Origin of the sequence: Wenyingzhuangia marina (genome assembly GCF_900130035.1) — a bacterium.
GTDB classification, from domain to species: Bacteria; Bacteroidota; Bacteroidia; order Flavobacteriales; family Flavobacteriaceae; genus Wenyingzhuangia; species Wenyingzhuangia marina.
Map to the genome: position 1 here is coordinate 237287 of NZ_FQXQ01000002.1, position 21240 is coordinate 258526.

16 protein-coding genes are annotated in these 21240 nt (G+C 28.8%); 15 read left to right on the forward strand and 1 reads right to left on the reverse strand.

Translation table 11 applies throughout. The features are described 5' to 3' along the window. Positions 1–111: 111 nt before the first annotated feature. From BUB70_RS05075 to BUB70_RS05120, 9 genes are all read left to right on the forward strand, one after another. The gene (locus BUB70_RS05075; RefSeq protein ID WP_073118983.1) at positions 112–1062 is read left to right on the forward strand and encodes a tail fiber protein; all 951 of its coding nucleotides are present in this window, start codon (positions 112–114) and stop codon (positions 1060–1062) included. A 222-nt stretch (positions 1063–1284) separates the two neighbouring features. Further along, positions 1285–1743, forward strand: coding sequence for a hypothetical protein (locus BUB70_RS05080; RefSeq protein WP_143155248.1), 459 nt, complete (start codon positions 1285–1287; stop codon positions 1741–1743). A 230-nt stretch (positions 1744–1973) separates the two neighbouring features. Continuing rightward, positions 1974–2570: a hypothetical protein gene (locus BUB70_RS05085; RefSeq protein WP_073118987.1), complete on the forward strand. Its 597-nt coding sequence runs from the start codon at positions 1974–1976 to the stop codon at positions 2568–2570. Positions 2571–3427: 857 nt separating this feature from the next. Next, on the forward strand, positions 3428–4030 hold the full coding sequence (locus tag BUB70_RS05090) for a hypothetical protein (protein WP_073118989.1): 603 nt from the start codon (positions 3428–3430) through the stop codon (positions 4028–4030). 396 nt (positions 4031–4426) lie between these two features. Next, a complete protein-coding gene (locus BUB70_RS05095) occupies positions 4427–4966 on the forward strand; it encodes a hypothetical protein (RefSeq protein ID WP_143155249.1) in 540 nt (179 codons plus the stop codon). A gap of 216 nt (positions 4967–5182) precedes the next feature. Continuing rightward, positions 5183–5776 (forward strand): hypothetical protein, encoded by a 594-nt coding sequence (locus BUB70_RS05100; protein WP_073118993.1) that lies wholly within the window; start codon positions 5183–5185, stop codon positions 5774–5776. A gap of 167 nt (positions 5777–5943) precedes the next feature. Continuing rightward, complete coding sequence (locus BUB70_RS05105) at positions 5944–6639, forward strand: hypothetical protein (protein ID WP_073118995.1); 696 nt, start codon at positions 5944–5946, stop codon at positions 6637–6639. A gap of 287 nt (positions 6640–6926) precedes the next feature. Then, positions 6927–7532, forward strand: coding sequence for a helix-turn-helix domain-containing protein (locus BUB70_RS05110; RefSeq protein WP_073118998.1), 606 nt, complete (start codon positions 6927–6929; stop codon positions 7530–7532). Positions 7533–8104: 572 nt separating this feature from the next. Further along, a complete protein-coding gene (locus BUB70_RS05120; protein ID WP_073119001.1) occupies positions 8105–10279 on the forward strand; it encodes a CotH kinase family protein in 2175 nt (724 codons plus the stop codon). 147 nt (positions 10280–10426) lie between these two features. Here the strand turns inward: BUB70_RS05120 and BUB70_RS05125 are convergent, their stop codons facing one another. Next, positions 10427–11350, reverse strand: coding sequence for a LysR family transcriptional regulator (locus tag BUB70_RS05125; protein ID WP_073119003.1), 924 nt, complete (start codon positions 11348–11350; stop codon positions 10427–10429). Positions 11351–11452: 102 nt separating this feature from the next. Between BUB70_RS05125 and BUB70_RS05130 the strand changes: the two genes are divergently transcribed. The 6 genes from BUB70_RS05130 to rlmF all read left to right on the forward strand — a co-directional run bounded on the left by BUB70_RS05130 (position 11453) and on the right by rlmF (position 21216). Next, positions 11453–11761, forward strand: a complete 309-nt coding sequence (locus tag BUB70_RS05130; RefSeq protein ID WP_073119005.1) for a hypothetical protein — start codon at positions 11453–11455, stop codon at positions 11759–11761. Between the two features lie 127 nt (positions 11762–11888). Continuing rightward, positions 11889–13319 (forward strand): proton-conducting transporter transmembrane domain-containing protein, encoded by a 1431-nt coding sequence (locus tag BUB70_RS05135; protein WP_084730186.1) that lies wholly within the window; start codon positions 11889–11891, stop codon positions 13317–13319. 5 nt (positions 13320–13324) lie between these two features. After that, positions 13325–15721, forward strand: a complete 2397-nt coding sequence (locus BUB70_RS05140) for a DUF2309 domain-containing protein (protein WP_073119010.1) — start codon at positions 13325–13327, stop codon at positions 15719–15721. A 383-nt stretch (positions 15722–16104) separates the two neighbouring features. Continuing rightward, complete coding sequence (locus BUB70_RS05145) at positions 16105–19749, forward strand: PAS domain S-box protein (protein WP_073119012.1); 3645 nt, start codon at positions 16105–16107, stop codon at positions 19747–19749. A gap of 23 nt (positions 19750–19772) precedes the next feature. Then, positions 19773–20141, forward strand: a complete 369-nt coding sequence (locus BUB70_RS05150; protein WP_159431412.1) for a response regulator — start codon at positions 19773–19775, stop codon at positions 20139–20141. 136 nt (positions 20142–20277) lie between these two features. Next, the gene (rlmF, locus tag BUB70_RS05155; RefSeq protein WP_073119016.1) at positions 20278–21216 is read left to right on the forward strand and encodes a 23S rRNA (adenine(1618)-N(6))-methyltransferase RlmF; all 939 of its coding nucleotides are present in this window, start codon (positions 20278–20280) and stop codon (positions 21214–21216) included. The last annotated feature ends 24 nt before the right edge of the window (positions 21217–21240 follow it).

Sequence of the window (21240 nt, forward strand, 5' to 3'; positions counted from 1 at the left end):
AAAGGCTTCGGCTTAGTACGTGCTCGAAAAGGCTCTGCTCCTTTTCTTCCCGTACTAATCCTAGCCAAAAACGTTAGGCACAAGCAAAAGAAAACTATAAAACAGATTATTATGAAAAAAAGAATTTTATTAATTGCTTTAATTGGAATAAGTTTTAATATAACTGCTCAAAATGGATATATATCAGGAACAGCAGGAATAATGAGTAAAATACATATTACTAACCCAAGTGTCGGAAGTGATGGGGCTTATCTTGATCTCAACATGGGTTTAAGTAATTTATATGCAGCTGGTATCAAAGGTTATGTACCTACTGGACAACCTGGAATAGATAGAGTTTTTCTTGGACTTTATACAACGACCTATGATGGTGGTCTTCAAAAAAGAATAGAAAGAATGACTATTTCAGATCGCGGTAATGTTGGAATAGGAACAATAAGACCTTTATCAAAACTTGATGTATCAGGAACAACAGGAGTGATGAGTAAAATAAATATAACTAATCCAAGTGTCGGAAGTGATGGAGCTTATCTTGATTTTAATATGGGTTCAAGTGATGTATATGCAGCTGGTATCAAAGGTTATGTACCTACTGGACAACCTGGAATAGATAGAGTCTTTCTTGGATTTTATACAACGACCTATGATGATGGTCTTCAAAGCAGAATTGAAAGAATGACTATTTCAGATCGTGGTAATATTGGAATAGGAACAACAACACCTGATTCAAAGCTAACTGTTGCTGGAAATATTCATTCTCGCGAAGTTAAGGTAACTATAAATGCAGGAGCTGATTTTGTTTTTAATAAAGATTACAATTTACCTTCATTAGAATCTGTTGAGAAATATCTAAAAAACAACAAACATTTACCTGAAATAGCATCAGAAAAAGAGATGAAAGAAAATGGACTTCTTTTAGCAGAAATGAATATTAAACTTCTTCAAAAAATTGAGGAATTAACTCTTTATACAATTCAGCAAGAAAAAGAAATTGAAGAATTAAAATTTATTGCCTTAAAATTTATTGAATTAGAAAAAAGATTAGAAAGATTAGAAAAGTAATAAAACCAGTGCCTAACACCGGCTAAAATTAATACGGGTTTTAGTTCTTGCTCAAAGTTTTGTGTATATTTACTAAGTCGCCAAATCTTGTTGATTTGGCTTTGTGATAACCAAAGAAACAAAACCAAACAAAAAGCTTAGGCTTAGTACGTGTCCGAAAATCTTGCCGATTTTCTTCCCGCAAAAAGCCTAGCCAAAACCGTTAGGTGCAATTAAAAAAAAATGAAGAAAACGATTATAATACTTTTTACGTTTATCAATTCTTTATTCGTGTACTCACAATCTGAAATCAGAACTTATGATAAGAGTGAAATGGATATTTATAAGTGGATTACAACTATAAGTAAAGGAGATTTATTTATTCCTGAAAATCAAAATAACAAGGAATTTCCTATTGGAGAGTTCTATCGATTAATTATCACAACATCTGAAATCTATAACGAAATTTATATTGAAAAAGGATCTGAAAGTGAAAACGGAGGAGGAACAGAAATAGTTTGGAAAAGATTAATAAACGAAGATGACCTTTACTCAAATTTTCATTTAACAGGTGAATTCTCGGATATAAAATTTGTCAAATGGAATTCTTGGAATTCATTCATTCTGAGAATACAAGGAGAAAACTATCTATTTAATGAAATTGACAAAGCTGAAATTAAAGTTGAGAAATTAAAAGAATAAAAACTGCACCTAACACCGGCTAAACTTAATGCGGGCTTCTGTCCTACTCCAAAGTTTTGTGTATATTTACTAAGTCGCCAAATCTTATTGATTTGGCTTTGTAAAACCGAAAGAAACAAAACCAAACAAAAAGCTTCGGCTTAGTTGCGTGTTCGAAAATCTTGTCGATTTTCTTCCCGCAAAAAGCCTAGCCAAAACCGTTAGCCTTAACATATTAAAAAAAAATAATTATGCGATTTTTAATGACTTTATGCTTTTTTCTAATTAACATTCTCGCAAATGCACAACATGAACAGGGAATTATATATACAAAAGATGGGAATATTATTAAAGTTGAGATACCTATATATAAACAAGGAACAATAATTACGAAAAGTAAAATCAAATATCTTAAAGGAGACAAAAAGAAGAAAATATCTTTATCTAAAATAGATCATATTGAAATCGATAAAAAAAACTATAAAGTTATAACTTATAAAAAGGAAGAGAAATTTGGACCGAATAGAGGAATTAAAACTCACACGGTACTTGCCGAAATAATTAATAACGGAAATATTAAACTTTATCGTTCTTATTCTCTTGTAAGTAATGGAAGCATGGGGTCTAATGGTTTTTATAGTGTTAATGGAACATCATTAATTGAGAGTAATTTCTTAATTAAAGGAGATTTAATACAATGGATTTCTAAAGTCAACTTTAAAAAACAGGTAAAAGAATTCTTCTCAGGTTGTAATGTCTTAATAGAAAAAATAGAAAATAAAACATTCAAATATGAAGATATAGAAACAGTTATTTTATTTGGAAATAGTGAATGTGAAATTCTATAATTTCCTGAAAAATTTACGAGGAATTTAATAGTATATGCATAGGCTAACACCGGCTAAACTTCATGCCGGTTCTGTGCTTTCTCAAAGTTTTGTATATTTACTAATTCGCCAAATCTTGTTGATTTAGCTTTGTGAAAACAAAAGAAACAAAACCAAACAAAAAGCTTCGGCTTAGTACAGGTTCGAAAATCTTGCCGATTTTCTTCCCGCACAAAGCCTAGCCAAAACCGTTAGCCTAAACAGGAAATTTCGACCGAAATTTCCGCAGATAAATTAATTCTTAACTTTTCTTGAAGCATTTTGAAACCAATCTTAACGCAAAAAATTAAAGTCTGAAACTTTTCTGTAAACCGATAATTTATTGACTTTTTTTTAAGAAAATTATCTATTAAAAATAATCTTTTTTGTAGCTGAAAATTATTGACTTTTCCCTGTGTGTAAAAAATAGCATGCTGAAATTGTGTGTGAGAATGAATAAATTATCACTCATAATTCTTTGAAATAAAATTTATAAAAATGGTATTAAAAATTGCGTGCTGAACTGTACGCAGAAAATGTTTCATTGATAGATTTATTTAACACCAAAAATATTAACAAACAAAACGTTCAATTTTATCGTAACAACGCGATTTGAAAAGTAGTAACGTTGAAAAAAATAAGGATAATACATTTTTTCAACAAAAACATTTTCGTGGCTGAAATCTGAAAAACTGCATAGGCTAACAACAGCTAAAAAACAAAGCTTTTTTATTTTCTTCCCTAAATTGGTTTTCTGTTTATTTTATGTAGTTTTAAGTCTGAAAACTAATCGGCTAGTTTAACGCTTCGTTTCCTAGCTAAAACCGTTGTACAATATTATGAAGCAATTTCTATCTTTTAGTATTTTTATTTTTCTCTTTTCATGTGAAGATAGTAAACAAAATACTAAAGTTGCCGAGTCTTTAAAAACAGAATTAAAAGACTTAAATAAAAACTCAAAGAAATTAGAAAATATAATGAAAGTTTCAGACTCTCTTTATTTTGAAATCCAAACAGCTATTAACAATGACAATAGTGCCAAAATAAAAGTCACTGAAAAGTCAAGTTGTAACATAAAAACTCTTTTGAAAATTGACTCTTTAATTGAAATTAATTCTAAACTAAGTGACAATGAATATTCTACTTTTTTCTCCAATATTGACCCAAATTGCTCCATTAACATTGAATACTCTGAGTTTACTAATGAATTAATCTTTAAAATACTCGAGACAAATCCTGAAAAATTTATTTCTTTTTTAAACTATGTTCCCGTGGAAAAGGAAATTTTAGAATATCTGTTGAATCAACTTCAGAATCCAATAAGTGATACAATAAATTTGAATGAAATTGCATCAAAATTAAAAGAAACAAAAACGGAAAATTCACAACTTAAAAAGCTAGTTTTAAACTCTATTAGTACAGCAATATTAAAATATAACTAAACATTGTACAACACCGGCTAAAATTAATGCGGGTTCTGTGCTTTATCAAAGTTTTGTGTATATTTACTAAGTTGCCAAATCTTGTTGATTTGGCTTAGTTAAAACCAAAGAAACAAAACCAAACAAAAAGCTTCGGCTTAGTTGCGTGTTCGAAAATCTTACCGATTTTCTTCCCGCACAAAGCCTAGCCAAAAACGTTGGCAGTAAGGAAAATAACAATTACTCTATTCAAAAACATCATCAATAATTAAGTAAATATTTGATTAAAATTGATTAAGAAACAAACATTTATAACAGATAAAACAAAAAATGAAAACGAAGATAATTTTAACAAAATGTTTTCTCATATTAAATATATTAATGGGGTTCTCACAAGAGGGAAATCTCAATAAAATAGTGACAACTATAGAACTTGGAGGTAATTCAGGGACATATAGTTTAAATGGAGAGTTTGAGATTTTTGAAAAGAATAATTATTCACTTAATACAAGGTTAGGTTTTGGTTATGTACCTTTAGAAGACACACAATATTTAGCAATTCCATTTGGATTTAACGTCCTAACAGGAAAAGGGAAACATCATTTGGAGGGTGGATTAGGTTTATCTTATATTCAAGGATTGACTTTTAAATTTATACCAATTGGTAATTCGGAAAAAAATTATTCTGATGAAGCGATATATTTTGTTCCTTCGATTGGATATAGATTTGACAAACTAACTAAAGGGTTTGTCTTTAAAATTTATTATTCTCCTTTAATTATGATGTATGATTTCTTTGATGAAAATCAATTCATAGATAATGAAACTAAAGGTGTTACTCCATTTGGACAACCATCAAAAAAAGATTGGGTTAATTATTTTAATAGTAATGATTTTTTTCCAAAAGCAACAAGTAAATATGGGAATTTTGGTATTACAATTGGATATAGATTCTAACAATACCCAACTGCCAACACCGGCTAAACTTCATGCGGGTTCTGTGCTTTCTCAAAGTTTTGTGTATATTTACTAGGTCGCCAAATCTTGTTGATTTGGCTTTGTGAAATCAAAGAAACAAAACCAAACAAAAAGCTTCGGCTTAGTACGTGTTCGAAAATCTTACCGATTTTCTTCCCGCACAAAGCCTAGCCAAAACCGTTACCATACATTTAGATGAAAAAGCAAAATCCCTATTTAGGAACATTATTGTTAATTGGAATTGTCTTACTCTTTCAAGTAGAATTTGTGAGGGAAACAATTGACCCAATTAGAGAATATTTTCCCGTTCTATGGATTGCAGTATTAATTTGGAATATTTACCAAAGAGTAAAGTACAAAAGAGGTGGAAACATTAATCAACTAAGAATACCAACAAACAATGACGATTATTACAAAACAGTTCCTTTTATTTTTGGAATATTATTGACTGTTGGAGGAATTTTAGCCTTAAAATACCTAGAATCTGAAAGGATTTTGTGGAGTTTACTCTTTATGACTGGAATTCTCTTATTAATATTAAGTTTTTTATTTGTTCCAAGTGGAATTATTGAAATTAAAAAGAATGTATTGAGTTTTGAAAATGGTTCTCGGAAAAAATCCATTGCAATTGAAAGAATTAAAAATATTGAATTGAAAACAAATGAAATAATTCTGAATGAAAAGAACGAGAAAAAACATTCAGTAAATCATATGAATTTGACTGAAAAAACTCAAAAAAGTATTTCTGATTTACTGAAATCTAAATTAAGAATCAATATTGAGCAATAAACGTATGGTAACAATGTGTATACTTAATTGCTTAACCGTTTTTTCCTTTGGAAAAAACTCGTTCACAGCCAATTTTAGTTTTTATTAATTAACTTTAACCAAAAAACAACGCAACTAAGCATAAGCACTAAAACGTTAGCACCAAGTAAAAAAAAGAGATAAAAAACATGAAAAATCTTATAAAACTATTAATATTAACTCTACTAGTAGTTTTATCCTCCTGCGAAGAGGATAAATTAATATATCCAGAGATATTATATAGAGATATTTCTCCTGACATCTCCTTAACCACTTTTTATTCAATAGACTACCTTAAAAAAAATCCTAGTCCTAATTTTTCTACAACATATGGAGGTGGAATAAAAATCATTAACTCTGATACAATCTACCGTCAAGCATATACAACAGATATTTTTGATATGGATGGAAATAACAAACCAGATTTCTCATTTACTGTAGAGCATAATTTTGCAAGTCCTAATGAAAACGATTATGATGAGTTCTTAATTATAATTCGTTGCCCAAGCTTGAACCATGAAGTTTCATTGAGTGACAAAACTAATGGGTATGTTAAAAAATATCAATTAGGAGAATCAATTGTTGAATCAACTTTTAATTTTAATTTCTATAATCTAGAAGGGGTTTATTACTTCGACCGACCAGGAGCATATATATATGTAAAAAACAATAAAAATAATTTTGAAAATATCGGAGATTATTATCTTGCTGTAAAATTTAAAAAAAACGAGAAAGATTATTATGGATGGATACATGTTGAATCTAGTTTTCTTAATTTAAAAATTAAAGAATGTGCTATTTCAACTATTCCAAATAAAAAAATCAAAATAGGACAAACAAATTAACCAGGTGCTAACACCGGCTAAACTTCATGCGGGTTTCTGTGCTTTCTCAAAGTTTTGTGTATATTGACTAGGTCGCCAAATCTTGTTGATTTGGCTTTGTGAAATCAAAAGAAACAAAACCAAACAAAAAGCTTCGGCTTAGTACGTGTTCGAAAATCTTGGCGATTTTCTTCCCGCACAAAGCCTAGGAATAGTCAAGGATGACGTAAAGATGACATAACCTTGACGCTATCAAAATATTGAATTCAATTTAATTTTATCTAAAATAATTGAATAAAATAAAGACAATGAAAAACAAGAATTTAGCCAAAAAAGTAAAAGATTTAAGAAAAAGAAAAGGTATATCACAAGAAGAATTATCTGAAAATTCAAACTTGAGTTTAAGAACTATTCAAAGAATTGAGAATGGAGAAAGTGAACCAACAGGAGATTCACTTAAAAAAATATCTAATGCTTTAAATATTACTCCCGATGAATTAATCGACTGGGCTGAAATTGAAGATAACGGTTTTTTAAAAGCAATGAATTTATCTGCATTAACATTTATATTTTTCCCTTTACTAGGAATAATAGTTCCATTGATAATGTGGACTTCAAAAAAAGACAAATTAAAAAACATCAATAAAATAGGAAAAGACATAATAAACTTTGAAATAACATGGACATTAATAGTCTTTACTGGATTTATTATAAACGTAATTTTTCTTGCTAAAGATTTTGGTTCAAACGGTATGTTAACACCTAGTTTTATAATATCTAGTCAAATTAGAATTTTAATATTCTTAATAATCATGTACGGTTTAAATATTTTATTAATATTAATAAATACTTATAAAATTCATAAAAACAAAGAAATATTTTACTATCCTAAAATCCGATTTATTAGAAACTAAAACTATTAAATGACTACTGAAAATGAAAAAACAAATTCTCCAAGATTTTAAAAGACTGAAAATTTTATTAATTATAGCAACGATAATTCAAATTTCTTATCTAGTTATATTAATAACAACACACGATTTTTTTGAAACAATTAACAATGAATATAGTATAGATAAAATTATATCAATTATCTCTTATACAATAATAGCAATATTATTATGGTATGAATGGAAAATAATAATCTCTGAAAAAAAGGAAAAAATCAGTAATACGTTTATGTTATTATTCTTAGGAATTATTGGAATGTGGTTGTGGTATCCTAACAAAAGAGAATTAGATAAAATAGCTGAAGATATTACTGCGAAACACAACAAAGACTAAACTTCATAGGGGTTCTGTGCTACTCCAAAGTTTTGTATATATTTACTAAGTCGCCAAATCTTGTTTCTTTGGTTTTGTTAAAACAAACAACAATTATTGTTTTAAACATAATATAGTAAAAAATAACCTATATTTATATTTCAGATTAAGTTTGTATACACAACTCTAAATATTTGAGCATAAACCAAACTAAAACAATAAAATGCTTAAAATCAAAACATTACTAATTACTATCTTTTCATTTACACATCTATATTGTCAAAATCATTGGGAAAATATAATAAACGAAACCGACGAGTTTAAATATTTTTTACCAACGATAGAACCAACTGAAAATTGGAAATCATTAAACTATGATGATTCAAGTTGGGAGGCTGGATTTGGTGGATTTGGATATGGAGATAATGATGACACCACTATAATTCCTTCAATAAAATCTATCTTTTTACGTAAAGAATTCACAATATCGAACACAGTAAAAATAAACAATTTAATTTTTAACATCGATTATGACGATGCTTTTGTAGCTTATTTAAACGGAGTTGAGATTGGAAGGTCTAAAAATATTCCAAATGGAACCCCGAGTATAAATGAAAATATTTCCATAGATCATGAAGCTCAATTATATTCTGGAGGGCAACCAGATTATTTTACCGTTGATATAAACTTATTAAATACAGAGTCTAATATCCTTGCTATACATATTTTAAATATCGATAAAAATTCATCTGATTTATCTGCAAGAATATTTCTAAATGCCGAAATATCAGATAGCAATATTATTTTCAACAAAATACCATCATGGTTTAAACAACCTATAAGTTATACATCATCAAACTTACCAATTATAAAAATAAATACCGAAGGAAAAACCATTGTTGATGAACCTAAAATTATGGCTAAAATGCAAATAATAAATAACTCTAACGGCATCAACAATTTTAGTGATACACAATACGAATACGATGGAGATATTGGTATAGAAATAAGAGGTAACACATCCCAAGGATTCCAAAAAAAAAGTTATTCACTTGAAACCAGATTAAGCGATGGATCTAACAATAATGTCTCAATTTTGGGAATGCCATCTGAAAACGACTGGGTATTACATGGTCCATACTCAGATAAATCTTTAATGAGAAATGCTTTAGCATATAGCATTGGAAATGCCATGGGAAATGGCTGGCATCCAAGAACTCAATTTGTTGAAGTTGAAATTAATGGAGAATATAATGGAATTTACCTTTTTGTTGAAAAAATTAAAAGAGATAAGAATCGTGTTAATATAGCTAATTTAAAACCCGAAGACAACTCTGGAGATGAATTAACTGGTGGTTATATCATTAGTATTGATAGAGACCAAGAAGGCAGTTGGAACTCACCTTTCTTAGGAAGAACAGGAAGTGTAGACATCCCCTTTTCTTATGTAGATCCAGATTATGAAGATTTAACAACCCAGCAACGAAATTATATAAAAGATTATATAACAGATTTCGAATACTCATTAAATGGAAATAACTTTAAAGATCCAAACCTAGGATATAGGGCTTATATTGATGTAGAATCGTTTGTAGATTATTTTATAATTACCGAATTAGCCAGAGATATAGATGGCTACAGAGTAAGTGTATTTTTTCATAAAGATAAAGATAGTAAAGGAGGTAAACTTACTATGACTCCTTTTTGGGATTACAACCTCTGTTTTGGAAATGCAAACTTTTTTGGAGGAGGAGACAATAATGGATGGGCTTCTGATGGAATTGGCAATGGAGATTGGTATGAAATTCCGTTTTGGTGGGATAGATTTAGAGAAGACCCTTATTTTGAAACAGTATTAAAATACCGATGGGAAGCTCTTAGAAAAAATGTACTAAACAAAAATACTATAAATAATATTATTGATTCTTATCATGATATTTTACAAGTACCTCAAACAAGAAATTTTGATAAGTTTGATATTTTAAGCACTTATGTTTGGCCTAACAATTATGTTGGTAATACATACGCAAACGAGGTAAACTATTTAAAAAGTTGGATTGATGGTAGAATAGATTGGATTGATGCTCAAATAAACCTAATAGAACCTTCATTCTTATCAAATAATAAGCTTGAGACTAATAATATAGCTACAGTATACCCTAACCCTTTTAATGATAAATTTACAGTAGCACTAAAAACAATGAGTCATTCAAACATAAAAATTGTTATTTATAATTTACTTGGCCAAACTGTATTTCAGAAAAATATAAATTCTGTTTCAGAAAATCAATCAATAGAGATTACTTATAACGATTTAGGCAATAAGGGTAGTATGTTTATTTATAAAATTATAGAGAAAGGCTACCAAGTTAAATCTGGAATAATTGTACATAAATAAAAAGTAACAGTGTTGTTTTTTAGCCCAAAAATCAGGAATTATTTACTTGATAAAACAACTATTTATATTCTTATTTAAAACACTAACATACCTCAAACCTTAAAATTATTGCTAGAAAATATATAGAATGGTTCTTCTAATTTTTATTTAGTAATCATCAATCCAAGAAAATTTTTCATTGATAATAACTTTCTTTTTATCGTTTATAAAATTTAAGTAAGCCTGAGCAACTGGTGATAGTTTTTTTGATTTCAACCAAATTAAGTTCCAATTTGTAACAATAGGTAAACCCTTAACTGGAATGATTTGTAAATCTTTGTTTTTTATACTATTTTTTACTCCAATCAAAGGCATTATAGAACAGCCTAATCCTGAAAGAACGGCCTGTTTCACTGCCTCATTTGAAGTAAGTTTAATTTTTTTATTTACTAAAAAATTATTTTTAGCAATAAAATCTTCCATAGCATTTCTAGTTGCTGAACCTTGTTCACGATAAATTAACGGTGCATTTTCAAACAGACTTTTTTTATTTTTAAACTTCTTTATGTCTAGCTGTTTGCTTCCAACAAAATAAAGCTTATTTTTCATCAGTTCAACATTATGAACTTTTAATTTACTTGGTAGTACAGAAACCAGTGCAAAATCAACTTCATTTAACTCCAAGCTTTCTATAACTTTAGCTTTATTGGTTACATCAATAATAAGTTCTACCCCAGAATTCTGTTTCATAAACTCCGATAAAAAATAAGGCATCACGTACTTTCCAGTAGAAACAATTGATATTTTTAACCTTCCAGAAAGCACTCCTTGATAAGACAAAGTTTTATAATTAATTGCATGAACTTCATTTAAAATCTTCTCAGCAGCCACAGCAATTTCTTTTCCAAACTCTGTAACATAAAGTTTTCTACCTACCACTTCTGTAAGTGGAATTGGAAATTGGTCTTGAAAATTTTTTAACTGTATAGATACGGCTGGTTGGGTCAGATGAAGTTCTTCTGAAGCCTTAGTAATGCTCTTTAATTCAGATATTTTCAAAAATATTTGAAGTTGATGCAAAGTATAATTCATAAATATTTTTTATACATATAATAACAAATATAAATAAAAATTTATGAACTATATGTTTAATATTTGCATGAGAATTAAAAACATAATCTTTAAAAACTTACAATGGAAACAAAAGGATTAATACAAGTTGAAAAAAAAACACAAAAAATTCAAATAGTAAAAGGAGATTTTACTCCATCTGAAGCATCTCAAGTAATCATGTCTTTAATTGATGAAAAAATTAATTTTCATAAAATTCAAAGACTTCAAAAATGGGAACAAAACCATCAATTTGACACTAACAATTTAGACAATAGAATAAACCAACTGATTAAAGAAAAAGAAATTGCCAAAACATTTATTACAAAATCTGAAAACCTTAACTGTAATATGAGTATAAATGGCACTATTGAAATAAGTATAGAAGAGTAAATCTACAAAAGATACCTATTCCCCTCTTATATTTTATTTCATATCAGAACAGTCTTTTTAAAGCTAAAAACAACAATAGCTAATACACAAGTAAGTCAATATATTAAATATTATTAAACCTAAAATAATGATTTCAAAACATACACAGTTCGAAACTACCTTAAACATTATCACAAAAATTCAGTGGCTATTGTTTATAGGTATGCTTTCCTACCTACTAATTAATTATCCAAATATTCCTGAATGGCACTACGGAAATGTTTTAAGAATAAATGGTTTTACCCTACTTATTTGGACAGTTGTAACATTTTTTAGTGCACTCATAAGCAGCTATGGAAAAAATTATCTTAAAGGCTTTAAGTATCATTCTAAATTTATAGCATTAAGTTTAGGATTCACCTTGTCTATTATGGTATTTGTTATGGCAAACCACATAGGGGGATTAATAGTTTTTTGGATGTTGATGGGTTTCTTTATGTCTAAATTGATTGGTATAAATGCTTCATGGGGAGAAGCTAAAGAAGCTTTAAAATACACACTAAAATATTTTTTAACAGGTAGTCTATTTTTATCTATAGGATTGATATTATTAGCTTTTTATACCAAGGAAATTACCTTAAATGGTATAATTTCAAAAGTGAACGAAATACCTTATTACATTACCCTAATATCTGGACTTTGTATTATTACTGCAGCCATCATCCAGTCAGCTATATATCCTTTTCATCGTTGGTTACTTTCTGCAATGACAGCACCAACACCAGCATCAGCCTTAATGCATGCAGGATTTGTAAACGGATCTGGAATATTATTGACTTTATTATCTCCTATTTTATTTGCTTCAAACACCTTAATCATCTTATTTATAATTGGAGGATTAACTGCTGTTATAGCTCAATTTACTAAACTTTTACAAGTCAATGTAAAACAAAAATTAGCCTGTTCAACCATCGCACAAATGGGCTTTATGATTATGCAATGTGGTTTAGGTTTTTTTAATGCAGCTGTAGTTCATTTAATCCTACATGGTTTTTATAAAGCTTATCTGTTCTTATCATCCGGAGAAAATATAGCACATTCTAAACCACAAAATCAATCAAACATAACAATTAAGCCATTACAAATTATTGTAGTTCTTCTTTATAGCGCTGTAGGAACATTTCTTTTTGGTTATTTAACAGGAAAAGGCATTCATTTAAATAGTGGTTTGTTTTTAACTCTTATTGTAGCTATTACTGTTGGGCAGGTGACTTATAATATTGTAAAAGAGCCTAGCTTAAGTGTTTTTCAAAAAACTGTTTTACCACCGGTTTTGTTTATCTCAGGAATGGTAGCCTATGCTTTAATGTATAATGGAGTAACAACATTAATGAGTGATATGCCTCTAGTTGCTGTACCTCTATCGGTATCTCCAATAGAAATAACTTTTGGGATCATATTTCTAATAGGGTTCTTTATCATGAAATTAGGTATTTACAGAAACCATCCTTGGATCTATGCTAAATTGCTAAACATCTCTCAGCCCAATAAAAAAACTGTCTTAATGTATAAATCGTAATCATCATGATAAATCAAATCATTCAAAAAAGTATAGAAGAAGCTTCTCAAGTTATTGGAAAAACATGGCCCTTACATGCTTTTGTTACGTCCAATCCATTATCAGGCTATGAGCAAAAATCCTTTAAAGAGGCTACCAAACAAGCCGAAAAACTCTTGAATGCTAAAGTATTTCCTGAAGCAGCAATATTTAGCGAGGCCTTACAAAAGAAATATATTGATAGAAAAGAATTAATAGCATTACTTAAAGAAAATCAATTGCTAGATACTCCAGAGGAATATTTAGAACAAATGGCATTATATAAAAAGAATGCAAAAATTAATAATCATAATGTTTTAGACAACATCACAGCAAAGTGGCTAGCTGCTTTTATGGACGAAGGCTTGGCTGAGTGGGAAATGCCTAATAGACAAGAAGGGTTTTATAAAGCATGGAGAAAACTTGCTATATATGATAACGAAATCCCTAAAACAACTATTGCAGACATTCCAAAAACCAGTAACGAAGCTCTTGAAATAGTCTTAAAAGATTATGAAGAAGAGGATTACATAAAAATATTCACTTTTCACTTAGCTGCCTTACCTGGATGGACTGGATACATAAACTATAGAATTTCTTCTGAATCTAAATGGCAAGAAGAATACCCAATATCACTTAATGATTATTTGGCAGTAAGATTATGGATTGCAAAAAAAATAAAGGCAAGCATTTTCCCTAAAAACGAAGGAATAACAACTCCATCCTCTATTTCCAAAATACAATATATTTGGTTAAAAGCATGGGAAAAAAGTTGGCAAAATGAACTCAAATTACTTTTAGAGGGACAACAAACAGCTTTACAAGATTCTGATGATGAAACAACAAACAGCTTAGAAGCTCAAATGGTTTTTTGTATAGATACCAGATCAGAATTAATAAGGAGACATATTGAAAACAAAGGACAATATGAAACTTTTGGATATGCCGGTTTTTTTGGAATCGCCATGGATTATGAAGATATGAATAATGGCCTAACTAAAAAATCTTGCCCTCCTATTGTCAATTCTGCTTATCATGTTTCAGAAAAACCAAAAGCAAATCATTCTGAAAAAGTAATTAAATACAAGCAACATAAGGAGACTCTTAAATTTAAAGACTACTTCTTAAAAAGAATGAAAAACATGTTACCTTCTGCTTTTGGATATGTAGAAGGATCTGGATTATTTTATGGAATATCATTAACTGCAAGAACCCTATTACCAAGCCAACTTTACAAGGTAAATAAAGAGCAAACAACTACTCACGAAACATTGTGTGAACCAGAAATTAAAAAGACTTGCAGTACAGATCATCTAGATCTTGATATTCCTTTAGCAGAAAAAGTATCTATTGTAAAGTCTGCTTTTGATTTGATGGGGTGGCAAAAATTCGCTCCCATAGTACTTTTTGTCGGTCATGGAAGTCATTCAGCAAACAATCCATTTGGCTCAAGTTTAGATTGTGGAGCTTGTGCAGCAAGTCCAGGTAGACATAATGCCAGAATGCTTGCAAAATTGGCAAACCTAAAAGAAGTGAGAGAGGCTCTAAAAGATCATCATCATTTTAACATTCCTGATAACACTATTTTTATAGGAAGCGAACACAATACAACAACAGATGAAATTGTATTATTCGACTCGGAAGTTCCAGCATCTCATAAAAATGAATTACAAAACTTAAAAATAGATTTAAAAAAGGCACAAGAAACAGCTACTCAGGAAAGATTAGGCATAGCTAATAATAGTGTAAAATTTGCTCATAAAAAAGCAAACAACTGGGGGGAAACTAGACCTGAATGGGGGTTGGCTAAAAATGCTGGATTTATTGTAGGACCAAGAAGCTTAACCCAAAACCACAACTTAGGCGGAAGATGTTTTTTACACTCTTATAACTGGGAATCAGATAAAACAGGTAAAGCCTTAGAAGGTATTATGCAAGGAGCTATGGTAGTAACACAATGGATTAACAATCACTATTATTTTTCAACTGTTGATAACAATGTTTTTGGTGGAGGAACTAAAATCACTCATAATATCACTGGAAAATTTGGAGTAGTACAAGGTAATGGTGGTGATATTAAAATGGGGCTACCCCTACAATCCTTAATGCAATCAGATTCTGAAATGCATCACCAGCCACTGAGATTATCAGTTGTTATTCATGCTCCACTAGATAGGGTTATTAATATTCTTGAAAGAAACGAAAAAATTAAAAGTTTATTAGATAATGAATGGATTTATTTAATGATTATGGATCCACTTACTGATAACACTATATATACTTACAGTAAAAACATGAACTGGAAAACTGCCAATAAAAAGGCTAGTAAAAAAGAAGCTACAAAAAGTATTATCGTTGAAAGTGAAGTTGAAGTTACCATGTAAAAACCATTAACTTCTCTTTAAGAATATCACATATTCATCATCCAAAAAAAGCCTTTCAAATCTTTGAAAGGCTTTTTTTCTATATAGAGAACCACCAATTTGCAAAAAAAATGATTCTATTTCTATAAAAATATTATTATCAGCCATGTTTTACTATTAACATTTAACAACTAAAAAAACAAGGACTATTGCTAAATTACTTATAATCAACATAAACTTATATTCTATATTCCATTTCATTAAAAGCTTATAACTTAATATTTTTTTACTTCTTTAACTTCTGTTTATTTTGATAAATTAGAAAATAAAAAGCTAATTTTAGGATATAACATTTTTATAAGAAATACTATATATTAAATTAATAGTGAAAAGTAATGAGTAAAATGGGAACAAATAAAAATACTGAGAATAATTTAAAAAGACTCAATGCTATTTTTCAAAGTATTCCCATACCTAGTTATACCTGGGTAAAAAATAAAAATGATTTTGAATTGATGGATTTCAATACAGCTTCATTGAATGTTGAAGGAGATACTCTTAAAGATTGTTTACACACAAAAGCTTCTGTCTTTTATAAAGACCAACCAAATATATTAGCTGATTTAAAAAAATGTTTTAAAGAGAAATCCACTTTTGAAAACAAATTAAATATTAAATACACCTATATCCATCCTGATGCTGTTTTAATACAAACGGAAGTAATTAAAAGCAATAAAAATTTAGTTACTCACACAGCAACAGATTACATAAATTACCAAACAGTTTTTATTGAAAATAGCCCTGCTGCTATCGCAATGTTTGATAATGATATGAGATACTTATCTGTAAGCAATAAATGGGTTGAAGATTACAAATTATCAGGACAACAAATAATAGGCAGATCTCATTATGATGTTTTTCCTGAAATAAGTCAAGAGTGGAAAGATATTCATCAACATTGTTTACAAGGAAATATTGAGAAAAAAGAGGAAGATTCTTTTAAAAGACTTGATGGAAGTATTGACTGGATAAAATGGGAAGTACGACCTTGGTATAATATTGCACAAGAAGTTGGTGGTATTGTAATGCTTACAGAAAATATTACTCAACGTAAAATAGCAGAAGAAGAACTAAGAAACAGCGAGTCAAAATTAATTGAAGCACAGAAAGCAGCCAAAATAGGAAGTTGGGAAACAGATTTAACTACCCTAAATGTTATTTGGTCAGAAGAAACTTTTAATATTTTTGAATTAGATTTTGAATCCTTTAATCCTACCCATCAATCCTTTTTAAGCTTTGTTCATCCAGAAGATAAACAAATAGTAGAAAAAGTATTTAATGACTCTTTAATAAACTCTAAGGGTTATAACTCTATTGAACACAGAATTATAACCTCTAAAGGAAATTTAAAATATGTTGAAGAACGATGGAAAGTTATAAAGAATGTTAATGGAGAAATTAATAGTGTTTTTGGTACATGCCAAGACATTACCGAAAGAAAATTAATTGAAGAAGAATTAATTTCTGCTAAAAAAAGAATAGAAATAAGTGAAAATAGGTTACAACTATCATTAGATGCTGCTCAAATTGGTATTTGGGAATGGAATCTTGCAGACAATTCTATTATTTGGGATAGTAAGATGTATAAAATATATGGGGTTTCTAAAAAAAACATAGAACATAAATTTGAAGCATGGACAAATTTTTTACACCCTGATGATAAAGAAAAAACAATAAAAGAAATATTTGAAGCTGTTAACAATCAAAATAAATTAAACACTTCTTTTAGAATTATTAAAGAAAATGGAGCAATTGTACATATTAAAGCAGATGCACTGGCTATAAGTAATTCGGAAGGTAAACCAATTAAAATGATTGGTTTAAATAAAGATATTACGGAACAAAAAGAGTTAGAGAACAAATTAAAACAGTACAAACATTTTTTTCAAAATAGCAACGATTTTTTAAATATTTCAAACAAAGATGGGGACTGCGAAATTGTGAACCCACAAATGATTAAAACCTTAGGCTATTCCGAAAAAGAATTTCTAAACAATTCCTTTTACGATACCATTCATCCTAATGAAATTATTATTTCAAAAAATGAAGTTGATAGACTTTCCTCTGGAGAGATTACCAATAATTTCCAAATTAGGCAACGTAAAAAAAATGGAGAATATATATGGATAGAATGGAATGTATTTCCAGATGAAGAAACAGGAAAATTTTATTCTATTGGACGTGATATTACTGAAAGTAAAAAAGCTACTGAATTAATAAATTATCAATTTTATAACGCCCCAGATATTATTCTTATTGTAAATAAGAACTTTAAAATTGAAAGAATAAACAGAGGAAGACAATATACAAAGGAAGAACTAATCGGTAGGGATTGTATAGAAGTACTTCCTGTAGAAAGTAGAGAAATTGCTAAAAAGGCAATTATTAAATGTTTTGAAACTGGTGAAAATCAAGAGATTGAAAATATTATAGAAACAGGAGCTTGGGTACGTTCTCGTTTTGTACCAATGACTATTGATGGAGAAACTAGACAAATCATAATTTTTGCCACCGATATTTCAACAGAAAAACAAGCAAAAATTAAATTATTAAAAAGCGAAGAAAAATACAGAAACATCACTGAAAATATTACTGATGGAATTATAGTGATGGATAAAGATTTTAAAGTTACTTATAGAAGTCCTACAAATAAAAAAATTACGGGCTATGCTGACAAAGAACTTAAAGATCTAGACTTTATGAGCATGATTCATGAAGAAGATAGACCTAAAGCTTTAGAAGATTTAAAAAGACTACCCAAAATTACAAATAAGTTTGAGGTTTTTAAACTACGTTTACAACATAAAAAAGGACATTGGATATGGATAGAAGGAACTATTATAAACATGAAAAAAAACAATAGTAACAATGCTATTGTTATTAGTTTTAAAGATGTTACTGAACGTATAAAATCTGAGGAAAAACTAGCATTATCAGCCTTAATTATTAACTCTTCAGATGATGCTATTATTAGTAATACTAATAATAATTTCATTACCTCATGGAACCATGGAGCTGAAAAAATATTTGGATATTCCTCTGAAGAAATTATTGGAAAATCAGTATACAAATTAATTCCTAAGAATTTTTATTATGAAGAAGATATCCTTTCTGAAAATATAAAATTAGGACAATCCGTAGACCATTTTGAAACGTTAAGAGTAAAGAAAGATGGTACTATTATTAATGTATCTTTAAAAATCTCTCCTATTGTTGATGAATTTGGAAAAGTCATAGGAGCATCTAAAATTATCCGTGATATCACCTCTAGAAAAAAGCTAGAACAAGAACGAAAAACAATTATTGATGATTTGGTACAAAGAAATAGAGATTTAGAGCAATTTTCTTATATCGTTTCACACAATCTTCGTGCTCCAGTAGCCAATATTATAGGTATTAGTAGTTTATTAGAACACTCAGAGTTAATTTCTAAAGACAATGAATTATTATTAGGTTTAAGCAAATCCGTTCATGGATTAGATGTTGTAATTAAAGACTTAAATCAAATTTTACAAATGAAAAGAGAAGTTAATGAAAATAAAGATTTAATTAACTTTACAGGAGTATTATCAGAAATTAAATTAAGTATTTCTAATTTAATTTCGCAAGAAAATGTTAAATTCATCATTGATTTTTCAGCAAAAAATGAATTCTTTACCATCAAAAGTTATTTGTATAGTATATTTTATAATTTAATAAGTAACAGTATTAAGTATAAACATTCTAATAGAAATCCAATTATAGAAATTAAAAGTAATTTAACTGAAAATGGATTTGAAATTGTTTATAAAGACAATGGTCTTGGAATAGATTTAGAAAAAAAAGGAGAACAAGTTTTTGGATTATATAAAAGATTTCATTTTCACACAGACGGTAAAGGAATGGGGTTATACATGGTTAAAACACAAGTAGAAACATTAGGCGGACATATTTCTATAAAAAGTAAAGTTAATGTAGGAACAGAGTTCAAAATAGAATTTAAAAATTAAAAAAATCAACAAGAGTAATGAATATGTCTTTTATATTAATAGATGATGACAACATTAGTAATTTTATTAATGAAAGAATAATCCGCATAGAATATCCGGAAGCAGAAGTTACCCATTATACAAATCCTGTAAAAGGTCTTGAATTTATATTAAATCATTTAACAAAAAAATCTTTCTTGTTTCTTGATATTAATATGCCCGAGATGACAGGATGGGAATTTATAGAGCAAATAAATCAGGCAGAACTAAGTGTTAAGCAAAATTTACAAATCTACATGCTATCTTCATCTGTGGAACCTTCTGATTTAGAAAAGGTAAAAACCAATGAAAATATTATTGGGTTTATAGAAAAACCTTTAACAACTACTTTTTTAGCATCTCTTAGAAATTAATACTTCCCTCCTTGCATGATTTAGTTATCACCCTAGCGTACTGTTAACCGCATTGCTTTGTGTATCTTTGCTAGCAACTTAAACCTTTTAAGATTATTTATTACTTAAATAATATAATCTTTTGAAATAAAAAATCATGTCTAAAGAGAAACCAAAACGCATTAAAAATAAAATTCATTCTCGTAATAAAAACAAAGAACGATATGATTTAAAGGCTTTAATTGCTGTCAATCCAGAATTGAAAAACTACATTAAACCTAATATTAAAGGAGAAGATACTGTAGATTTTTCAAATCCAATAGCTATAAAATTACTTAACAAATCCTTACTACAGTACTATTATGGTATAAAAAACTGGGACTTTTCTGATGATTATTTGTGTCCATCAATCCCGAACAAAGCAGATTACATTCACCACATGGCTGATGTTTTAGTAGAAAGTAATTTTGGTCAATTACCTTCTGGAAATAAGATTACTTGTTATGATATTGGAATGGGGGCAACCTGTATTTATCCCATTATTGGAGTTACAGAATACAACTGGAATTTTATAGGTTCTGACATTGATGAAAATGCTATCATCTCCGCTCAATCAATAGTTAGTAAAAATGATGCTTTAAAAAACAAGATTACTTGTAGATTACAAGGAACTAAGAAAGACTTTTTTTACGGAATTATAGACAAAGAAGAAAAAGTAGATCTTTCTATATGTAATCCGCCTTTATATGCTTCTTTAGAAGATGCTATAAAAGGAACTCATAAAAAAAATGCTCCTTACAGAGTTTCAGAAATTAAAGAAGAACTTATTTATGATGGTGGAGAAACCGGTTTTTTACAGAAATATGTAAAAGAAAGTAAAAAATTTGCTGAAAACTGTTTTTGGTTTTCTGCCCTAGTTAGCAAACAATCTAACCAAAAAGGAATGGTTGAATTCTTGGGAGAATTAGGAGCCACACAAACAAAAATCATCCCAATGGGAGTCGGGAACAAATCAAGCCAAATTATTGCTTGGACTTTTCTTAGCAAAGAAGCACAAATCGCTTGGAAAAAATTAAGATGGACAAGTAAAAAGTAATTCCCTCTTGATAATAATTATATT

What these genes read in the sequence shown, in the direction of transcription:
- BUB70_RS05075 (WP_073118983.1), top strand. Translation starts at nt 112, where the DNA reads ATGAAAAAAAGAATTTTATTAATTGCTTTAATTGGAATAAGTTTTAAT.
- BUB70_RS05080 (WP_143155248.1), top strand. Translation starts at nt 1,285, where the DNA reads ATGAAGAAAACGATTATAATACTTTTTACGTTTATCAATTCTTTATTC.
- BUB70_RS05085 (WP_073118987.1), top strand. Translation starts at nt 1,974, where the DNA reads ATGCGATTTTTAATGACTTTATGCTTTTTTCTAATTAACATTCTCGCA.
- BUB70_RS05090 (WP_073118989.1), top strand. Translation starts at nt 3,428, where the DNA reads ATGAAGCAATTTCTATCTTTTAGTATTTTTATTTTTCTCTTTTCATGT.
- BUB70_RS05100 (WP_073118993.1), top strand. Translation starts at nt 5,183, where the DNA reads ATGAAAAAGCAAAATCCCTATTTAGGAACATTATTGTTAATTGGAATT.
- BUB70_RS05105 (WP_073118995.1), top strand. Translation starts at nt 5,944, where the DNA reads ATGAAAAATCTTATAAAACTATTAATATTAACTCTACTAGTAGTTTTA.
- BUB70_RS05110 (WP_073118998.1), top strand. Translation starts at nt 6,927, where the DNA reads ATGAAAAACAAGAATTTAGCCAAAAAAGTAAAAGATTTAAGAAAAAGA.
- BUB70_RS05120 (WP_073119001.1), top strand. Translation starts at nt 8,105, where the DNA reads ATGCTTAAAATCAAAACATTACTAATTACTATCTTTTCATTTACACAT.
- BUB70_RS05125 (WP_073119003.1), bottom strand. Translation starts at nt 11,350, where the DNA reads ATGAATTATACTTTGCATCAACTTCAAATATTTTTGAAAATATCTGAA.
- BUB70_RS05130 (WP_073119005.1), top strand. Translation starts at nt 11,453, where the DNA reads ATGGAAACAAAAGGATTAATACAAGTTGAAAAAAAAACACAAAAAATT.
- BUB70_RS05135 (WP_084730186.1), top strand. Translation starts at nt 11,889, where the DNA reads ATGATTTCAAAACATACACAGTTCGAAACTACCTTAAACATTATCACA.
- BUB70_RS05140 (WP_073119010.1), top strand. Translation starts at nt 13,325, where the DNA reads ATGATAAATCAAATCATTCAAAAAAGTATAGAAGAAGCTTCTCAAGTT.
- BUB70_RS05145 (WP_073119012.1), top strand. Translation starts at nt 16,105, where the DNA reads ATGGGAACAAATAAAAATACTGAGAATAATTTAAAAAGACTCAATGCT.
- BUB70_RS05150 (WP_159431412.1), top strand. Translation starts at nt 19,773, where the DNA reads ATGTCTTTTATATTAATAGATGATGACAACATTAGTAATTTTATTAAT.
- rlmF (WP_073119016.1), top strand. Translation starts at nt 20,278, where the DNA reads ATGTCTAAAGAGAAACCAAAACGCATTAAAAATAAAATTCATTCTCGT.